We start from the raw sequence: 14455 nt of genomic DNA, 5'->3' as shown, positions 1-14455 counted from the left end.
GGTGGAAGGAAAGGTGCGCGTGCGGGCGCCGGCAACGGGAGGGACGGGGTGGCCGCCAGTGTGAAGGGCGGTCATTTCTGCCTCCAGGGCAGGCCGGCCGCCTTCCATCCCGCGACCTGGCCGCGGTGGCCGTCGGCATCGGGCGGTCCCTCGAAACCGTCGAGAACGTTGAAGCAGTCGGTGAAGCCCGCCGCCGTCATCGCCGCGGCGCTCGACATGGAGCGGGCGCCCGAGCGGCAGAGGAAATAGAGCTTGGAGCCCTCCGACCCGCCGGCGGCGCGAACGGCCGCGCCGACGCGCTCGGCAAAGCGCGGATCGACGGCCATCGTCGGATAGGTCTGCCATTCCGCGAACAGCGCGTCCTGGCCGTTTTCGGGCACCATCGGAAAGCCCACGAAATTCCACTCGGCCGACGTGCGGACATCGATCAGGAAGCTCTGGGGATCGGACTGAAGCGCCGACCAGCACGCCTCGGCCGACACGTCGCCCTTGTAGGAACGGCTCATCTACGAACTCCCAACACGCCGCGCCGGAAACAGCCGGACGCAGCGAAACGCGGAACGAAATTCACCCTGCCGCGCCCATGCCATGCACGAGCGACCGGGTGATACTCATCGATTAACGGAAAGCGCCTGGACGACCCGGCCTGTGGCGGGTCCCCCGTTAAGTTCTGGAAAACGCCCCTTGTCCCCAGCCTTCGTCGTCCGGCGCTCTTGTCGTGAGGCAAAAGCTACGGAACAGCCCAGCTTCGGGCAAGCTTTGAATCGGCGCTCGCGACCTGACCAAGGCCGAACTGTGGCGAGTCGGACATGCCCGTTTTCAGGCGTCAAACGGCAATCGCCTGATTCACAGGGAGATTCACGGCACGGTTCGGCCGCGATTTGGTCGCAGGTCTGAAGCCGGGATTCTTTTTCAGACGCCGGCTTGACTCATGCGACTCGGCCAAGCCGCGACCAGGCCAGTTGCCCACGTCGCGGACCCTCGTCCAAGGCATTGAAATGATTGATGGAAAGCTGACTCTCGCAAAGTCGATCGGGAGTATCGCGTTCCGCTTCCATGACAAGTGGGTGACGGGTGAAATTGTCGGTTCCCAACCATCGATCGGGAAGGATTGAAGAATCGGAAAAGGCCCGGAGCGGGTGCTCCGGGCCTTTCCTCCTGTCAGCGATATCGTGGAGCCGATCAGGCCGCGCCGACGGCCTTCACGCGGCTCGACAGGCGCGAGATCTTGCGGGAGACCGTGTTGCGATGCATCACGCCCTTGGAGGCCGCACGCGCCAGCTCCGGCTCGGCCAGTTTGAAGGCGGCCTGGGCAGCAGCCTTGTCGCCCGACAGGATCGCTTCCTCGACCTTGCGCAGGAAGGTGCGGACGCGCGAACGGCGGTCGCGGTTGATCGCGGTGCGGCGGGCGATCTTGCGGGCGGCCTTCTTGGCCGACGGCGTATTGGCCATGTTCAGTCTCTCTCGGCTTGACGCGGAACCGAACGGCCAACCGGGCCGCCTGTCTCCGCGCGAATGGTTTCAGCGTGAAGCCGCCGAGCCGAACGAGAACCCGAGCGGCAAGGCGCGAAAGGCCGCACCGTGGGTGCCGCCTGAAATCTGGCGCGCTTATAGGACCAAGCGCCCGCCTCGTCAACGGTCGGCGGGCGAGACCCGTCAGCGATGCCGGAAGTTCGGCTTCCGCTTCTCGACGAACGCCCCCATGCCCTCTTTCTGGTCCTCCAGCGAGAAGGCGGCGGCGAAGAGGCGGCGCTCGGCGCGAAGCCCCTCCGTCAGCGTCGTGTCGAAAGCCCGATTGATCGCCTCCTTGGCCATCATCGCGGCAGGCAACGAGAAGCCGGCGATGATCTCGGCCGCCTTCTGGGCTTCCGCGAGGAGTTCGGCATCGGGCACGACGCGCGCGACGAGGCCGGACCGCTCGGCTTCCCCGGCGTCCATCATCCGGCCGGTGAGGCAGAGATCCATGGTCTTCGCCTTGCCGATGGCGCGCGCCATGCGCTGCGTGCCGCCCATGCCGGGCAGGACGCCGAGCGTGATCTCCGGCTGGCCGAACTTTGCCGATTCGGCCGCGATGATGAAATCGCACATCATGGCGACCTCGCAGCCGCCGCCGAGCGCATAGCCCGCGACCGCCGCGATCATCGGCTTGCGGGCGTTGGCGAAGCGGTCCCAGCCGCTGGCGAAGTCGGAAAGGTAGGCCTCCGCGAAGCCGAAGGGCTGCATCTCCTTGATGTCGGCCCCGGCGGCGAAGGCCCGCTCGGAGCCGGTCAGCACCACGGCGCCGACCTCGGCATCGGCCGCGAAGGCGTCGGAGGCTTGGAGAAGCTCGGTCAGGACCTGGGTATTGAGGGCGTTCAGCGCCTTGGGGCGATCGATCGTCATCCAGCCGACCCGGCCGCGGCGCTCCACCTTGATGCTCGTGTAGTCCATGCTCGACCTCCCGTTGTCCGGCCAAGGATAGGGGCGGGCGGCGTTGCCGCCAAGCGTCTCAGCCGCCGGCCGCCTCACGCTCGGCAGCGGCGAGCCCTGAAAACCATTCGGCATAGGGCGTGTTCTTCGGCGAAAAGCGCGTCCAGTCGCGCGCGCCGTCCGCCCACCAGACGGGGCCGCGCTCGCCGAGCGCGCGCTTGGCGGCATCGACGCGGCGGCGTGCGGCCCGCCGCGCTTCGTCGTCTGCCGCATCGCGCACGGCGCGACGGGCATCCATCAGGTCGTGGACGGCCGCCTCCCGTTCGGCTTCGGGAAGGCGGGGGTCGGACGAACGCCAGAGCCGGCCGCGGGCGACGAAGTAGCGCCCGTCCGGCGTGCGCGGATAGCGGTCCGTCACCGCTGGCAGACCGGACAGAAGAAGGTCGAGCGACCGGACTGCACGATCCGCTGGACGATGCCTCGGCAGCCCTCGCGCCGGCAGGGCTCGCCCTCGCGGTCGTAGACCGAGAAGCGATGCTGGAAATAACCGAGCGCACCGTCCGCCTGGCGATAGTCGCGCAAGGTCGAGCCGCCGGCCTCGATCGCGTCGCGGATCGTCTCGCGAATATGGAGCGCCAGCTCGTCGAGGCGGCGGGTCGGCCGGCCGTCGACCTTCACCAGCGTGCCGGCGAGGCGGCGCGGCGACAGGCGGGCGCGCCACAGGGCTTCGCAGACATAGATATTGCCGAGGCCCGCGATGATCGTCTGGTCGAGAAGTGCGGCCTTCAATGGCGCCGCCTTGCCCTTGAGGCGCGGCGCCAGTGCCTCGCCGGACAAAGCGTTGCCGGTCGGCTCGATGCCGAGCGCCCGGAAATGCGGATGCGTGTCGCGTGCTGCCGCCTCGATCAGGCTCATGTAGCCGAAGCGCCGCGGGTCGTTGAAGACGATGCGCGCGGCGGGCGTGTCGAGATGGAAGAGGACGTGGTCGTGCAGCCGGTCCTCGGAGCGCGCGAGATGGAAGGCCGCGCCCGCCACCGGCTCGGCCGCGTCCGTCCCGTCGATGCCTTCGATCCGAAACGACCCGGACATGCCGAGATGCATGGCCAGAAGGAGGTCCCCCTCGATCTCGGCGAGGAGATATTTCGCCCGCCGCCCGAGCGAGAGGATGCGCCGGCCCTCGAGGCGGGCGGCGAAACGATCGGGGAGGGGAAAGCGCAGGGCCTCGCGCCGCGTCTCGACGCGGGCGATCCGCGCCCCCTCCATCACCGGCGCCAGCCCGCGGCGGACGGTCTCGACCTCTGGCAATTCGGGCATCGCTGCTTATCATCTCCGGCATGGGACGCGCCCCGGATGCAGGCGCGCCACAAGACATGGCGTGCCTGCGCCCGTTCCGCTATGGGTCCGCCCGTGGGCGACGCCGCCAGGGTGCCCAAATACTCGAGAGGTCGATCAGCATGTCGCGAACCCGCGTCGGCGCAACGGAGGGCATGGAAACCTCCTACGGTTTCGAGACGGTCTCGGGCCGCGAGGAGAAGCAGGCTCGCGTGAACGAGGTGTTCCACCGCGTCGCCTCGAACTACGACCTGATGAACGATCTCATGTCGGCCGGCCTGCACCGCGTCTGGAAGGACGCCATGGTGCAGTGGCTCGCGCCCTCGCGCCGGCCCGGCTGGCGCTTCCTCGATGTTGCGGGCGGCACCGGCGACATCGCCTTCCGCATCGTGGAAGCCTCGCGCGGCGCGGCCGAGGGCGCCGTCCTCGACATCAACGCCTCGATGCTTCAGGTCGGCGCCGAACGCGCGGAGAAGCGCGGCCTCGCCGGCAACCTCGCCTTCGTCGAGGGCAACGCCGAGGACCTCAAGCTCCCGGACGACAGCTTCGACGCCTACACGATCGCTTTCGGCATCCGGAACGTGCCGCGCATCGATCTGGCGCTCGCGGAGGCCTATCGCGTGCTGAAGCCGGGCGGGCGCTTCCTGTGCCTCGAATTCTCCGAGGTCGACCTGCCAGTCCTCGACAAGGTCTACGACCTGTGGAGCTTCAAGGCGATCCCCGCGATCGGCGGCGCCGTCGCAAAGGACCGGGCGTCCTACGAGTATCTCGTGGAATCGATCCGCCGCTTCCCCAACCAGATGAACTTCGAGGCCGCGATCCGGCGCGCCGGCTTCGAGCGCGTGACGCACCGCAATCTGACGGGCGGCATCGCGGCGATCCATTCGGGCTGGAAGCTCTAGGCTTTGAGCAACCCCATCACCGGCACCTTCGCCCTCCTGCGGGCGGTCTACATTCTGGTGCGCGAGGGCGTGTTCTCGGCCCTGCCCGCCGAGGGCCTGCCGCCAATGGCCGCGCTCGCCCATCGTCTGGCCGGCCTGATGGCGCGGCGTTCGGCCCGGCGCGCGGCGCGCTCGGAGCGCCTCAGTCAGGCGCTGAACCGGCTGGGCCCCTCCTACGTCAAGCTCGGCCAGTTCCTGGCGACGCGCCCCGACATCGTCGGCACCGAGATCGCGGTTGAGCTCAGCCAGCTGCAGGACAAGGTGCCGCCGTTCCCGCGCGAGCAGGCGATCCGCGACATCGAGGTGACGCTCGGCCGGCGCATCGACGACCTCTTCGTCGAGTTCGGCGACGTGGTGGGCGCCGCCTCGATCGCGCAGGTCCACAAGGCGCGCGTCCTGACGCGGGACGGCGCGTATCGCGACGTCGCGGTCAAGGTCATCCGGCCGGGCGTGCGCGTGCGCTTCCGGCGCGAGTTGGAGGCCTTCGCCTTCATCGCCCGCGTTCTCGAGACCTTCGTTCGCTCCTCGCGCCGCCTGCGTCCCATCGCGGTGGTGGAAACGCTCGCCCAGTCGACCCGCATCGAAATGGACCTTCGTCTCGAGGCGGCGGCCTCGTCGGAAATGGCCGACAACGTCGCGAACGATCCGCATTTCCGCGTGCCCGGCATCGACTGGGAGCGCACGGGCCGCGACGTGCTGACGATGGAGTGGATCGACGGCATCAAGATGAACGACGTGGCGGCGGTACGCGCGGCGGGGCACGACCTGCCGCGCCTCGGCGTCGACCTCGTCCAGTCGTTCCTGCGTCATTCGATGCGCGACGGCTTCTTCCACGCCGACATGCATCCCGGAAACCTCTTCGTGGTGCCGGACGGGACGATCGTAGCGGTGGATCTTGGCATCGTCGGCCGCCTGACCGCAGATTCCCGCCGGTTCCTCGCCGAGATCCTCTACGGCTTCATCCGCCGCGACTACCAGCGCGTCGCCGAGGTGCATTTCGAGGCGGGCTACGTGCCGCGCACGCAGGATGTCCTGTCCTTCGCGCAGGCGCTGCGCGCCATCGGCGAGCCGATCCACGGCCAGCCGGCCGAGACCATCTCCATGGCCCATCTCCTCACCCTCCTCTTCGAGGTGACGGAACTCTTCGACATGCAGACGCGGCCCGAACTCGTGCTCCTGCAGAAGACGATGGTGGTGGTGGAGGGCGTCGCGCGCTCCTACGACCCGCGCTTCAACATGTGGGAAGCGGCCGAGCCGGTGGTGACCGACTACATCGTCTCCGAACTCGGCCCCGCGGCCAAGCTGCGCGACGCCAAGAAGGGTCTGGAGGCGATCGGCCGGGTGATCCACCGCTTCCCGGACTTTGCGGCCGGCCTCGAGGTCTTCGCCAACAACATGCCCGACCTCATCGAGAACGGCATCCACATCAACGACGACGACCTGATGGAACTCGCCAAGGAATCGCGCACCGGCCTCATCATCAGCCACATTGCGCAGGTGGCCTCCGCCATCGCACTGGTGGTGATCGCTTGGCAGCTGACGTTCGGGTAGGGGGTAGCGAGGCGGGTGATTGCATTGCCATCAATCACTATCTAGCCTGCAGCTCTCAACGGGAGACAGGGCGATGGCGAGCCTGACGATCCGAAACATCGACGACGACCTGAAGCGCAAGCTTCAGATCCGCGCGGCGCGCAACGGACGATCGATGGAGCAGGACCTGCGGCTGGCACTGCAGAACCTCGTGGCGGAGGAGCGAAAGCCACGACTGCGGAGCGAGGCCGAGGCCAGGGTCATCTACGAGCAACTCCGTGCACTGCGGCAGCCGCCGCTCGAGCCCATCGACCAGAAGGCAGTTTCGGACGAACTCTACGACTACCTTCCGTGATCGTCCTCGACACCTCCGCTCTCATCGCAATCCTGGCGGACGAGCCGGAGGCCGACGCATTCAGCGCCCTTCTGAGCGAACAGAGAGAAGTGTCCTTGTCTGCCGGGACGGCGTTCGAAGTGGACATCGTCGCTCGCGGCAGATGGGGACAGGCCGGCAGCGTCCGAATGAGCGCGCTTCTCGAGAAGGCGGCGGTCCGGATCGAACCTTTCGATGAAGGACAGAGGCGAGTGGCGGCCGAAGCCTACTCCCGCTACGGCCGCGGCTCCGGCCATCCCGCCCGCCTGAACTTCGGCGACTGCTTCTCGTATGCGCTCGCGCGCGCGCTCGACGCGCCGCTGCTCTTCAAGGGCGACGACTTCATCCATACCGATGTCCGCTCCGCCCTCGCGAGCCCGCCATGACCCTTGCCGACAAGCGCATCCTTCTCATCATCGGCGGCGGCATCGCGGCCTACAAGGGGCTCGACCTCATCCGGCGCCTGCGCGAGCGGGGGGCGAAGGTGACACCGGTGATGACGCGGGCGGCGGCCGAGTTCGTGACGCCCCTGTCGGTCGGCGTGCTGGCCGGCACCAAGGTCTACGGCGAGCTGTTCGATCGCGACGACGAGCAGGACGTCGGCCATATCCGCCTCGCGCGCGGTGCCGACCTCGTGATCCTCGCACCGGCGAGCGCGACGCGCATGGGCAAGATGGCGGCCGGGATCGGGGACGATCTCGCCGGCGCGATCCTGCTCGCGACCCGCGCGCCGGTGCTGCTGGCACCCGCCATGAACCCGGCCATGTGGACCCATCCTGCGACCCGGCGGAGCCTTGAGACGCTGAAAGGCGACGGCCTCCATTTCGTTGGGCCGAACCGCGGCGAGATGGCCGAGAGCGGCGAGAGCGGTGAGGGGCGAATAGCCGAGCCGCTGGAGATCGTGGCCGCCGCCGAGGCGATCCTCGGGACCGGTGCTGGACCGCTCGCCGGCCGGCACATCCTCGTGACCTCCGGCCCCACCCACGAGCCGATCGATCCCGTCCGCTACATCGCCAACCGCTCGTCCGGGCGGCAGGGACATGCGATCGCGGCGAGCCTTGCGCGGCTCGGCGCGCGCGTGACGCTGGTGTCGGGGCCCGTGGCGCTCGCCGATCCGCCGGATGTGTCGACCGTCCATGTCGAGACGGCGCGCGAGATGCTGGCGGCGGTCGAGGCGGCGCTCCCGGCCGATGCCGCGGTGTTCGTGGCGGCCGTCGCCGACTGGCGCATGGAGGGCGACGCCGCCCACAAGATCAAGAAGGGCCCTGAAGGGCCACCGTCGCTGCATCTCGTCGAGAACCCCGACATCCTGCGCACGGTCGGCATCGGGCCGCGTCGTCCGGCGCTGGTCGTCGGGTTTGCCGCCGAAACGCGCGATCTCCTCGAAAACGCCGCTGCCAAGCTCGAGCGCAAGGGCGCCGACCTCATCGTCGCCAACGACGTGTCCGGCGACGTCATGGGTGGCGAGGCGAACACGGTGCGGCTCGTCTCGCGCGACGGCGTCGAGGAATGGCCGAGGATGCCGAAGGGGGCGGTCGCCGACCGGCTGGCGCTGGACATCGCGCGGCGATTGGCGGAAACCGGCAGACCATGAGCACCACGCGACCCCGGATCGGCATCCGCCGCCTGCCCCACGCCGAAGGCCTCGACCTGCCCGCCTACCAGTCGGCGGGCGCGGCCGGCGCCGACATCCGCGCCGCGCTGGCCGAGCCCCTGGTGCTGGAGCCGCAGGGTCGCGCCCTGGTGCCGACGGGCCTCGTAATGGACATTCCGGACGGCTGGGAGGTGCAGGTGCGCCCACGCTCCGGGCTCGCCGCGCGCCACGGCGTCACCGTCCTCAACAGCCCCGGCACGGTCGACTGCGATTACCGGGGCGAGGTGATGGCGATCCTTGTCAATCTCGGGGCCGAGCCCTTCACCATCACGCGCGGCGAGCGCATCGCGCAGATCGTGGTCGCCCCGGTGGTGCAGGCCGGGTTCGACGTGGTGGAAACGGTGTCGGCTTCGGCGCGCGGGGCCGGCGGCTTCGGATCGACAGGGAGGTAGGGTGCGATGACGCTGGCCGGATTTCTCGCCTATGCCCTGGCGCTCGGCATCGCGGCAGCAGTGCCCGGTCCCGGCGTCGTCGCGCTGGTGGCGAGGGCGCTCGGCGCCGGCTTTCGCCATGGCATGGCCTTTGCCGCCGGTCTTGTGATCGGCGATCTCGTCTACTTGTCGGCGGCGGTGTTCGGACTGGCGCTCGTGGCCGACATGCTGGGAAGCCTCTTCGTCCTCGTGCGCTACGGGGGCGCGGCCTATCTCCTGTGGCTCGCCTGGCGCCTGTGGCGCTCGGCCGGCGATGGGACGCAGGTGTCCGCGCTGACCGACGAGCGCGCCTCTCGAAGCTTTCTGGCCGGTCTCGTGGTGACGCTCGGAAACCCGAAGACGATCGTCTTCTACCTCGCCCTCGTGCCGACGCTGGTGGACCTCCGGCACGTCACCGTGTCCGACTATCTCGTGCTGGCGCTCATGACGACCGCGGTGCTCGTCATGGTGATGACGCCCTATGCGGCGCTCGCCGCGCGGGCGCGCGGCTTCCTGCGCCGGCCCGCCATGCTGGCGCGGCTGAACCGCAGCGCCGCCCTGTTTCTGGCCGGGGCCGCGGTCTGGACGCTCGCGCGCCGGGCCTGACCGGCCGGCGATCAGCGTGCCGCGATGCGGCGTGCGTCCTTCGCCTCGCGCAGATGCCGCTCCACCGGCTTGCCCTCGATCGTGGCCCCACGCGCCAGCGCGCCGAGACGCGTGAGCTCCACGCGGTTCCGGCCGGTCCGCTTCGCCTGGTAGAGGTTGGCGTCCGCCATCTTGTAGAGCGCCTGGAAGGCGACAGGGCCGCGAAACGCAACACCCCCGGCCGAGACTGACAGGCGCGTGCGCCGGTCGGCCGGGCCGACCTCCAGCCGTTCGATCGCACGGCGCAGGCGCTCGGCGACGATCCGCGCCTCCTCCAGCCCCGCGTCCCGCAGGAGGATCGCGAACTCCTCCCCGCCGAGCCGCCCGACGAGATCGTCCTGGCGCACCGAGCGGCGCAGCGTGGCGGCGATCGCCGTCAGCGCTTCGTCGCCGACATGGTGCCCGAGCCGGTCGTTGATCTTCTTGAAGTGGTCGGCATCGATGATCAGCAGCGTATGGTGGACGGCGTCGCGCGCACGCCGCCGGCCGGTCGCGCCGATCTCGGCCTCGGCCGCGCGCTTGAAGGCCGTGCGGTTGAGGACCTGCGTCAGCCCGTCGCGCGTCGCGGCAAGGTGCAGCCGCTCGTTCTGTCGGCGCAGGCCCGCGATGCGCGCGGCGGCATAGATCTGCAGCGGCAGGGCGCAGCCGAAGAGCGCAAGCAGGCAGAACAGGAGCGTCGAGCGCGTGGCCGGCAGGCCGAACCCGTCGAAGGCGTAGAAGGCGGCGATCACCATGATCGCGCCCATGGTCAGCGTGAGGCCGAGAAGCTCCATCGAGAAGCGGACGAGATCGTCGATCGAGGTCTGTCGCATGGCATGCCCTAGCAGCGGTCTTGGCCCCTAGCCTAACGCCTTCGCCTTGCAGGGGCGTGAAGCCGGCGCGTCGAATTGAATCGAAGCGATTTCAAGCCGTTGTTATCCCGTGGGCGAAGATCATTCCTCGACGTGCGGCGGCCGGGGCACAATATTGCCCGCGAGGGCCGGATGCGCGGGTGGGGCAGGCTGTGTCGCGCGCGCGGATCGTCCTACACTGCCCCCGAATGCGCACAGGGCGCAGGGCGACTTGAGAAAAGGACGCGCATCCCATGGACAATCCGACGAGCGAGAGCACCGCGCGCACCCATGGCCGGGGCCGGGTCTACGATTCCATCCTCGACACGATCGGCGACACGCCGCTGGTGCGTCTCGACAAGCTGGCGCGCGAGAAGGGCGTGAAGGCGCATCTCGTCGCCAAGCTCGAGTTCTTCAATCCGATCGCGTCCGTGAAGGACCGCATCGGCGTCGCCATGCTGGAGGCGCTGGAGGCGGCCGGCACCATCCAGCCCGGCCGCAACACCCTGATCGAGCCGACCTCGGGCAACACGGGCATCGCGCTGGCCTTCGCGGCCGCCGCCAAGGGCTACCAGCTGATCCTGACCATGCCCGACACGATGTCGATCGAGCGCCGCAAGATGCTGCGCCTGCTCGGTGCCGAGCTCGTCCTCACCGAGGGCGCGCGCGGCATGAAGGGCGCGATCGCCAAGGCCGAGGAACTGAAGGCCGAGATTCCGAACGCGGTGATCCCGCAGCAGTTCGAGAACCCCGCCAACCCGCAGATCCATCGCGTCACGACCGCCGAGGAGATCTGGAACGACACGGCGGGCAACGTCGACATCTTCGTCTCCGGCATCGGCACGGGCGGCACGATCACCGGCACGGGGCAGGTCCTGAAGAGCCGCAAGCCCGGCCTGCAGGTGGTGGCCGTCGAGCCCGAGGCGTCGCCCGTCCTGTCGGGCGGCTCGCCGGGGCCGCACAAGATCCAGGGCATCGGCGCGGGCTTCGCGCCGCCGATCCTCGACCGCGAGATCTACGACGAGGTCGTGACCATCTCCAACGAGGACTCGTTCGAGACCGCGCGGCTCGTGGCGCGTCTGGAAGGCGTGCCGGTCGGCATTTCGTCGGGGGCGGCGCTCGCCGCCGCGATCCGGGTCGGCCAGCGAGAGGAGAACGCCGGCAAGACGATCGTCGTGATCATCCCGTCCTTCGCCGAGCGATACCTCTCGACCGCGCTGTTCGAAGGGCTCGTCGACGAGGCCGAGCCGAAGGAGCCGCCGCGCGGCACGCCGTCGATCTGATGTCCGATGCAACGAATTGACGGAAAGGGCTGCCGTCGGGCGGCCCTTTCCTTTTTGGCCGTGCGTCCTTTCTAGGGATGGGTGCTTCGGGAGGGAGCGCGCCCGCTGCGACCCAGCCGAAATGGACCGACCGGAATGCCCATCCAGGAAACGCTCGAGACCTCGCACACCTTCCTGGCGCGCCTCGCCTCCGAGGCCGCCGCCTTCCTGCCCAATCTCATCGCCGCGATCCTGATCCTTGCGGTCGGCTTCTTTCTCGCCGGGCGGCTCGCCAATCTCGTCACCCGCGCCTTCGGCGTGTCGGCCAAGATCGACCAGACCGTGCGCGAGCCGCTCGTGGCGATCGTGCGCTATGTCGTCATCATCCTGACGCTGATCATCGCGCTGGGGCAGGTCGGGGTGCAGATGACCTCGCTGCTCGCGGTGCTGGGCGCCGCGGGCCTTGCCGTCGGCCTAGCCCTCCAGGGAACGCTCACCAACATCGCGGCCGGCATCATGCTCCTGTGGCTGCGCCCGTTCCGTGTCGGCGACTATATCGAGACGCAGACCTTCGCGGGGCGCGTCCACGAGATCGGCCTGTTCGTCTCGCATCTCGAGACCTTCGACGGCCTCTTCGTGTTCGCCCCGAATTCGACGCTCTGGAACGTCTGGATGCGCAACCATTCGCGCGCCGCCTCGCGGCTCCTCGCCTGGGCGGTGACCGTGCCGCGCGACATGCCGTTCGAGGCGGCGCGCCAGGTGCTGATCGAGGCGTGGCAACAGGAGGGCGCGGACGGACGGCTGAGCGAGCCCGTCGCCTTTCTCGACCAGCTGACGGTGGATGCGCAGATCCTGGTGCTGCGCGGGCGCGTTACGGAAGGCGAGACGGCCACCGCCCAGCGGCGCATCGCCGAGGCGATCCGCACCCGGTTTCTCGAGCGGTTCGGCGAAGGGCAGGAGCCGAGGGCGATCCAGCGCATCGTGCCGGCCGACAACGATCCCTCGCGCTATCTCGGGCAGGACGAGGCGCCGGCCGCCAATTCCACGCTCGTCAACGACCGGCCGGAAGCGCCGAGCCAAGGCGTCGTCACCACCGCGAAGGGGTGAAGGCGGAGGATCAAACGAAAAGGGCGGCGGATCCTGCGATCCGCCGCCCCTTTTTCCATTCGATCGATCAGGCTTCAGGCCCCGCGGGACGGAGCGCCCGGACGGACGGCCTTCTTCGGCGCCGGCAGCAGACCCTCGCGCTGGGCCTGCTTGCGAGCGGCCTTGCGGGTGCGGCGGATGGCATCCTGCTTCTCGCGAACGCGACGCTCGGACGGCTTCTCGTAAGCCCGGCGCTCCTTCATTTCGCGGAAGACGCCCTCACGCTGGAGCTTCTTCTTCAGAGCGCGCAGCGCCTGTTCCACATTGTTGTCGCGAACGTCGACCTTCATGGGCATCCTTTCGATACGGGCCGGGGTGCGAGACCCCGTGGGTTGATGTCCGGGCTGGCCCGGCGGTTCTACATTCATTCGTCCGTCGGCGGCGGAGCCGAAAGGCTCGGGGCTCTTCCCCGAAAGGAGAAGCCACGTCCGTCGCGGTCGGCAGGCAAACGATCGCGTGTCAATGGCCCCTTTCGCCGCCAAAATCAAGGTCCACCCGCACGGCGATCATCGATTGCGCCGCGTCAAAGCGACTTTCGACGCCGCGTCACCCGCATCGGTAGTCCGCCGCGCGGCTGCACGGTGATCTTCTGCACGGGGTGGGGCGGCCGGGCGCCGACGTATTCGAAGCGCAACGTCCGCATCAGGCAGGCGAGCGCGATCACGCCTTCCTGAAGGGCGAACGAGGCGCCGATGCACACGCGCGGGCCGACGCCGAAGGGAATGTACTGGTAGCGGTCGATCCGCCCGCGATTCTCCGGCGCGAAGCGGTCGGGGAGGAAATGGCCGGGCCGCTCCCACAGCGCCTCGTGCCGGTGGACGAGCCAGGGCATCACGAGGAGGGAGGCGCCGGCCGGCACCTCCATGCCCGCCACCGTGTCGGCCTCGATCGCCATGCGATTGAGCGAGGGCGCGGGCGGATAGAGGCGCATGGCCTCCTCCAGCGCGGCGCGCGTCCGGGGCAGGGCGTCGGCCCATTCGCGCGGATCGGGCAGGCCCGGCAACTGCTCGTCGAGCTCCCGCTCGACCTTGTCGCGCTCGATGGGCGCGCTGGCGAGGAGGTAGAGCGTCCAGCCGAGCGCGCGCGCCGTGGTCTCGTGGCCCGCCCCGATGAATGTGATGATGTTGTCCTCGACCTCGGAGGCCGACAGGCCTTCGGTCTGAAGCAGAAGCGTCAGGAGATCGCGCGGCGCGGATGTCGGATCGGCGGCGATCAGGGCGCGGCGGCGCTCGGCCGTCTCGGTGATCAGGCGCCGGAAATAGGTCGTCGAGCGGTGGCCGAGGAGGCGGCCGACCCGCGGCAGGAAGGCCGGCGCGTCGAGAAGGTCGAGCGGGTCGATCCGTCCCATCCGGTGGAGGAAGTCGTCCATCGCGCGCGCGAACTCGGCCGGCTCGCCGGCGATCGCGTCGGTGAAGAGGGTCGCCTGCAGGATGTCGTAGGTGAGAAGCGTCATCTCGTTCGCGACGTCGCGCGGCGCATCCGCTTCGCTTTGCTCGAGCGCTTCGGCGAAGGCCTGCGAGCGCGTGGCCATGATGGCGGCGAGCCCGCCGACATTGCGCGGCGTGAAGACCGGCGCCATCGCCCGGCGCGTGCGGCGCCAGAGCTCGCCCTCGGCGGTAAGAAGCCCGTCGCGCAGCATCGGCCGCAGCACGCGCTGGCGCAGCGGCTGCATGGCATAGTTCGCCGCGTTGTCGACGAGGCAGTGCCGGATCGTGGCCGGGTCGTTGACGATGACGGTGGGCACGCGCAGCCAGTCGTTGCGCAGGACCCTCTCGCGATAGGCCCGCTCGCCCCAGATCTCGATCGGGTTGCGCATCGCCGTCCAGATGAAGGCGGGCGTCGAGAGCGGTCGCGGCTGGGGGCGCGGGGCGGGCGCGAGGAAGGGGTCGGAAAGCGCGGACATCAGGACGATGCTTCGGTGGA

17 protein-coding genes are annotated in these 14455 nt (G+C 69.2%); 9 read left to right on the top strand and 8 right to left on the bottom strand.

Translation table 11 applies throughout. From position 1 onward, the window contains the following. Positions 1–71: 71 nt before the first annotated feature. The 5 genes from BM175_RS13190 to mutM form a co-directional block, all read right to left on the bottom strand. Positions 72–506, bottom strand: coding sequence for a rhodanese-like domain-containing protein (locus tag BM175_RS13190; RefSeq protein ID WP_090963772.1), 435 nt, complete (start codon positions 504–506; stop codon positions 72–74). Between the two features lie 676 nt (positions 507–1182). Further along, on the bottom strand, positions 1183–1452 hold the full coding sequence (gene rpsT, locus BM175_RS13185; RefSeq protein ID WP_055893495.1) for a 30S ribosomal protein S20: 270 nt from the start codon (positions 1450–1452) through the stop codon (positions 1183–1185). A gap of 204 nt (positions 1453–1656) precedes the next feature. Continuing rightward, positions 1657–2430: an enoyl-CoA hydratase gene (locus BM175_RS13180; protein ID WP_090963770.1), complete on the bottom strand. Its 774-nt coding sequence runs from the start codon at positions 2428–2430 to the stop codon at positions 1657–1659. Between the two features lie 58 nt (positions 2431–2488). Beyond that, positions 2489–2827: a hypothetical protein gene (locus BM175_RS13175; RefSeq protein WP_090963768.1), complete on the bottom strand. Its 339-nt coding sequence runs from the start codon at positions 2825–2827 to the stop codon at positions 2489–2491. Then, on the bottom strand, positions 2824–3723 hold the full coding sequence (mutM, locus tag BM175_RS13170) for a bifunctional DNA-formamidopyrimidine glycosylase/DNA-(apurinic or apyrimidinic site) lyase (protein WP_090963766.1): 900 nt from the start codon (positions 3721–3723) through the stop codon (positions 2824–2826). Before mutM ends, BM175_RS13175 begins: the two co-directional genes overlap by 4 nt. A gap of 140 nt (positions 3724–3863) precedes the next feature. Here mutM and ubiE point away from each other — a divergent pair, with 140 nt between their 5' ends. From ubiE to BM175_RS13135, 7 genes are all read left to right on the top strand, one after another. Continuing rightward, positions 3864–4643, top strand: coding sequence for a bifunctional demethylmenaquinone methyltransferase/2-methoxy-6-polyprenyl-1,4-benzoquinol methylase UbiE (gene ubiE / locus BM175_RS13165; protein WP_090963764.1), 780 nt, complete (start codon positions 3864–3866; stop codon positions 4641–4643). Positions 4644–4646: 3 nt separating this feature from the next. After that, positions 4647–6233 (top strand): 2-polyprenylphenol 6-hydroxylase, encoded by a 1587-nt coding sequence (gene ubiB, locus BM175_RS13160; RefSeq protein ID WP_090963763.1) that lies wholly within the window; start codon positions 4647–4649, stop codon positions 6231–6233. 73 nt (positions 6234–6306) lie between these two features. After that, on the top strand, positions 6307–6567 hold the full coding sequence (locus BM175_RS13155) for a FitA-like ribbon-helix-helix domain-containing protein (protein WP_090963761.1): 261 nt from the start codon (positions 6307–6309) through the stop codon (positions 6565–6567). Next, complete coding sequence (locus BM175_RS13150; RefSeq protein WP_090963759.1) at positions 6564–6971, top strand: type II toxin-antitoxin system VapC family toxin; 408 nt, start codon at positions 6564–6566, stop codon at positions 6969–6971. The genes BM175_RS13155 and BM175_RS13150 overlap by 4 nt, the downstream gene beginning before the upstream one ends. Next, positions 6968–8179 carry a bifunctional phosphopantothenoylcysteine decarboxylase/phosphopantothenate--cysteine ligase CoaBC gene (coaBC, locus tag BM175_RS13145; protein WP_090963757.1) on the top strand — a complete coding sequence of 404 codons (1212 nt, stop codon included), beginning with the start codon at positions 6968–6970 and terminating at the stop codon, positions 8177–8179. The genes BM175_RS13150 and coaBC overlap by 4 nt, the downstream gene beginning before the upstream one ends. Continuing rightward, positions 8176–8631: a dUTP diphosphatase gene (gene dut, locus BM175_RS13140; RefSeq protein WP_090963755.1), complete on the top strand. Its 456-nt coding sequence runs from the start codon at positions 8176–8178 to the stop codon at positions 8629–8631. The genes coaBC and dut overlap by 4 nt, the downstream gene beginning before the upstream one ends. A 6-nt stretch (positions 8632–8637) precedes the next feature. Then, positions 8638–9255: a LysE family translocator gene (locus BM175_RS13135; RefSeq protein WP_090963753.1), complete on the top strand. Its 618-nt coding sequence runs from the start codon at positions 8638–8640 to the stop codon at positions 9253–9255. An 11-nt stretch (positions 9256–9266) separates the two neighbouring features. Here BM175_RS13135 and BM175_RS13130 read toward each other — a convergent pair whose 3' ends face one another. Then, positions 9267–10106: a GGDEF domain-containing protein gene (locus BM175_RS13130; RefSeq protein WP_090963751.1), complete on the bottom strand. Its 840-nt coding sequence runs from the start codon at positions 10104–10106 to the stop codon at positions 9267–9269. 272 nt (positions 10107–10378) lie between these two features. On the opposite strand from BM175_RS13130, the gene cysK reads away from it, so the two are divergent. Next, positions 10379–11407, top strand: a complete 1029-nt coding sequence (gene cysK / locus BM175_RS13125; protein ID WP_090963748.1) for a cysteine synthase A — start codon at positions 10379–10381, stop codon at positions 11405–11407. A gap of 135 nt (positions 11408–11542) precedes the next feature. After that, positions 11543–12493 carry a mechanosensitive ion channel family protein gene (locus tag BM175_RS13120; protein ID WP_244545992.1) on the top strand — a complete coding sequence of 317 codons (951 nt, stop codon included), beginning with the start codon at positions 11543–11545 and terminating at the stop codon, positions 12491–12493. Positions 12494–12567: 74 nt separating this feature from the next. Here BM175_RS13120 and rpsU read toward each other — a convergent pair whose 3' ends face one another. Both rpsU and BM175_RS13110 read right to left on the bottom strand, forming a co-directional pair. Further along, complete coding sequence (gene rpsU, locus BM175_RS13115) at positions 12568–12822, bottom strand: 30S ribosomal protein S21 (RefSeq protein ID WP_055893455.1); 255 nt, start codon at positions 12820–12822, stop codon at positions 12568–12570. A 233-nt stretch (positions 12823–13055) separates the two neighbouring features. Continuing rightward, the gene (locus tag BM175_RS13110; protein ID WP_090963746.1) at positions 13056–14435 is read right to left on the bottom strand and encodes a cytochrome P450; all 1380 of its coding nucleotides are present in this window, start codon (positions 14433–14435) and stop codon (positions 13056–13058) included. Positions 14436–14455: the final 20 nt, after the last annotated feature.

It is taken from the genome of Aureimonas phyllosphaerae, assembly GCF_900113065.1.
Classification (GTDB): Bacteria; Pseudomonadota; Alphaproteobacteria; order Rhizobiales; family Rhizobiaceae; genus Aureimonas; species Aureimonas phyllosphaerae.
Note: the sequence above shows the minus strand (reverse complement) of the source record. Positions and strands in the feature narration are given on the sequence as shown.

Coding starts and splice junctions, on each gene's coding strand:
- BM175_RS13190 (WP_090963772.1), bottom strand. CDS start 506: ATGAGCCGTTCCTACAAGGGCGACGTGTCGGCCGAGGCGTGCTGGTCG.
- rpsT (WP_055893495.1), bottom strand. CDS start 1,452: ATGGCCAATACGCCGTCGGCCAAGAAGGCCGCCCGCAAGATCGCCCGC.
- BM175_RS13180 (WP_090963770.1), bottom strand. CDS start 2,430: ATGGACTACACGAGCATCAAGGTGGAGCGCCGCGGCCGGGTCGGCTGG.
- mutM (WP_090963766.1), bottom strand. CDS start 3,723: ATGCCCGAATTGCCAGAGGTCGAGACCGTCCGCCGCGGGCTGGCGCCG.
- ubiE (WP_090963764.1), top strand. CDS start 3,864: ATGTCGCGAACCCGCGTCGGCGCAACGGAGGGCATGGAAACCTCCTAC.
- BM175_RS13155 (WP_090963761.1), top strand. CDS start 6,307: ATGGCGAGCCTGACGATCCGAAACATCGACGACGACCTGAAGCGCAAG.
- coaBC (WP_090963757.1), top strand. CDS start 6,968: ATGACCCTTGCCGACAAGCGCATCCTTCTCATCATCGGCGGCGGCATC.
- dut (WP_090963755.1), top strand. CDS start 8,176: ATGAGCACCACGCGACCCCGGATCGGCATCCGCCGCCTGCCCCACGCC.
- BM175_RS13135 (WP_090963753.1), top strand. CDS start 8,638: ATGACGCTGGCCGGATTTCTCGCCTATGCCCTGGCGCTCGGCATCGCG.
- BM175_RS13130 (WP_090963751.1), bottom strand. CDS start 10,106: ATGCGACAGACCTCGATCGACGATCTCGTCCGCTTCTCGATGGAGCTT.
- cysK (WP_090963748.1), top strand. CDS start 10,379: ATGGACAATCCGACGAGCGAGAGCACCGCGCGCACCCATGGCCGGGGC.
- BM175_RS13120 (WP_244545992.1), top strand. CDS start 11,543: ATGCCCATCCAGGAAACGCTCGAGACCTCGCACACCTTCCTGGCGCGC.
- rpsU (WP_055893455.1), bottom strand. CDS start 12,822: ATGAAGGTCGACGTTCGCGACAACAATGTGGAACAGGCGCTGCGCGCT.
- BM175_RS13110 (WP_090963746.1), bottom strand. CDS start 14,435: ATGTCCGCGCTTTCCGACCCCTTCCTCGCGCCCGCCCCGCGCCCCCAG.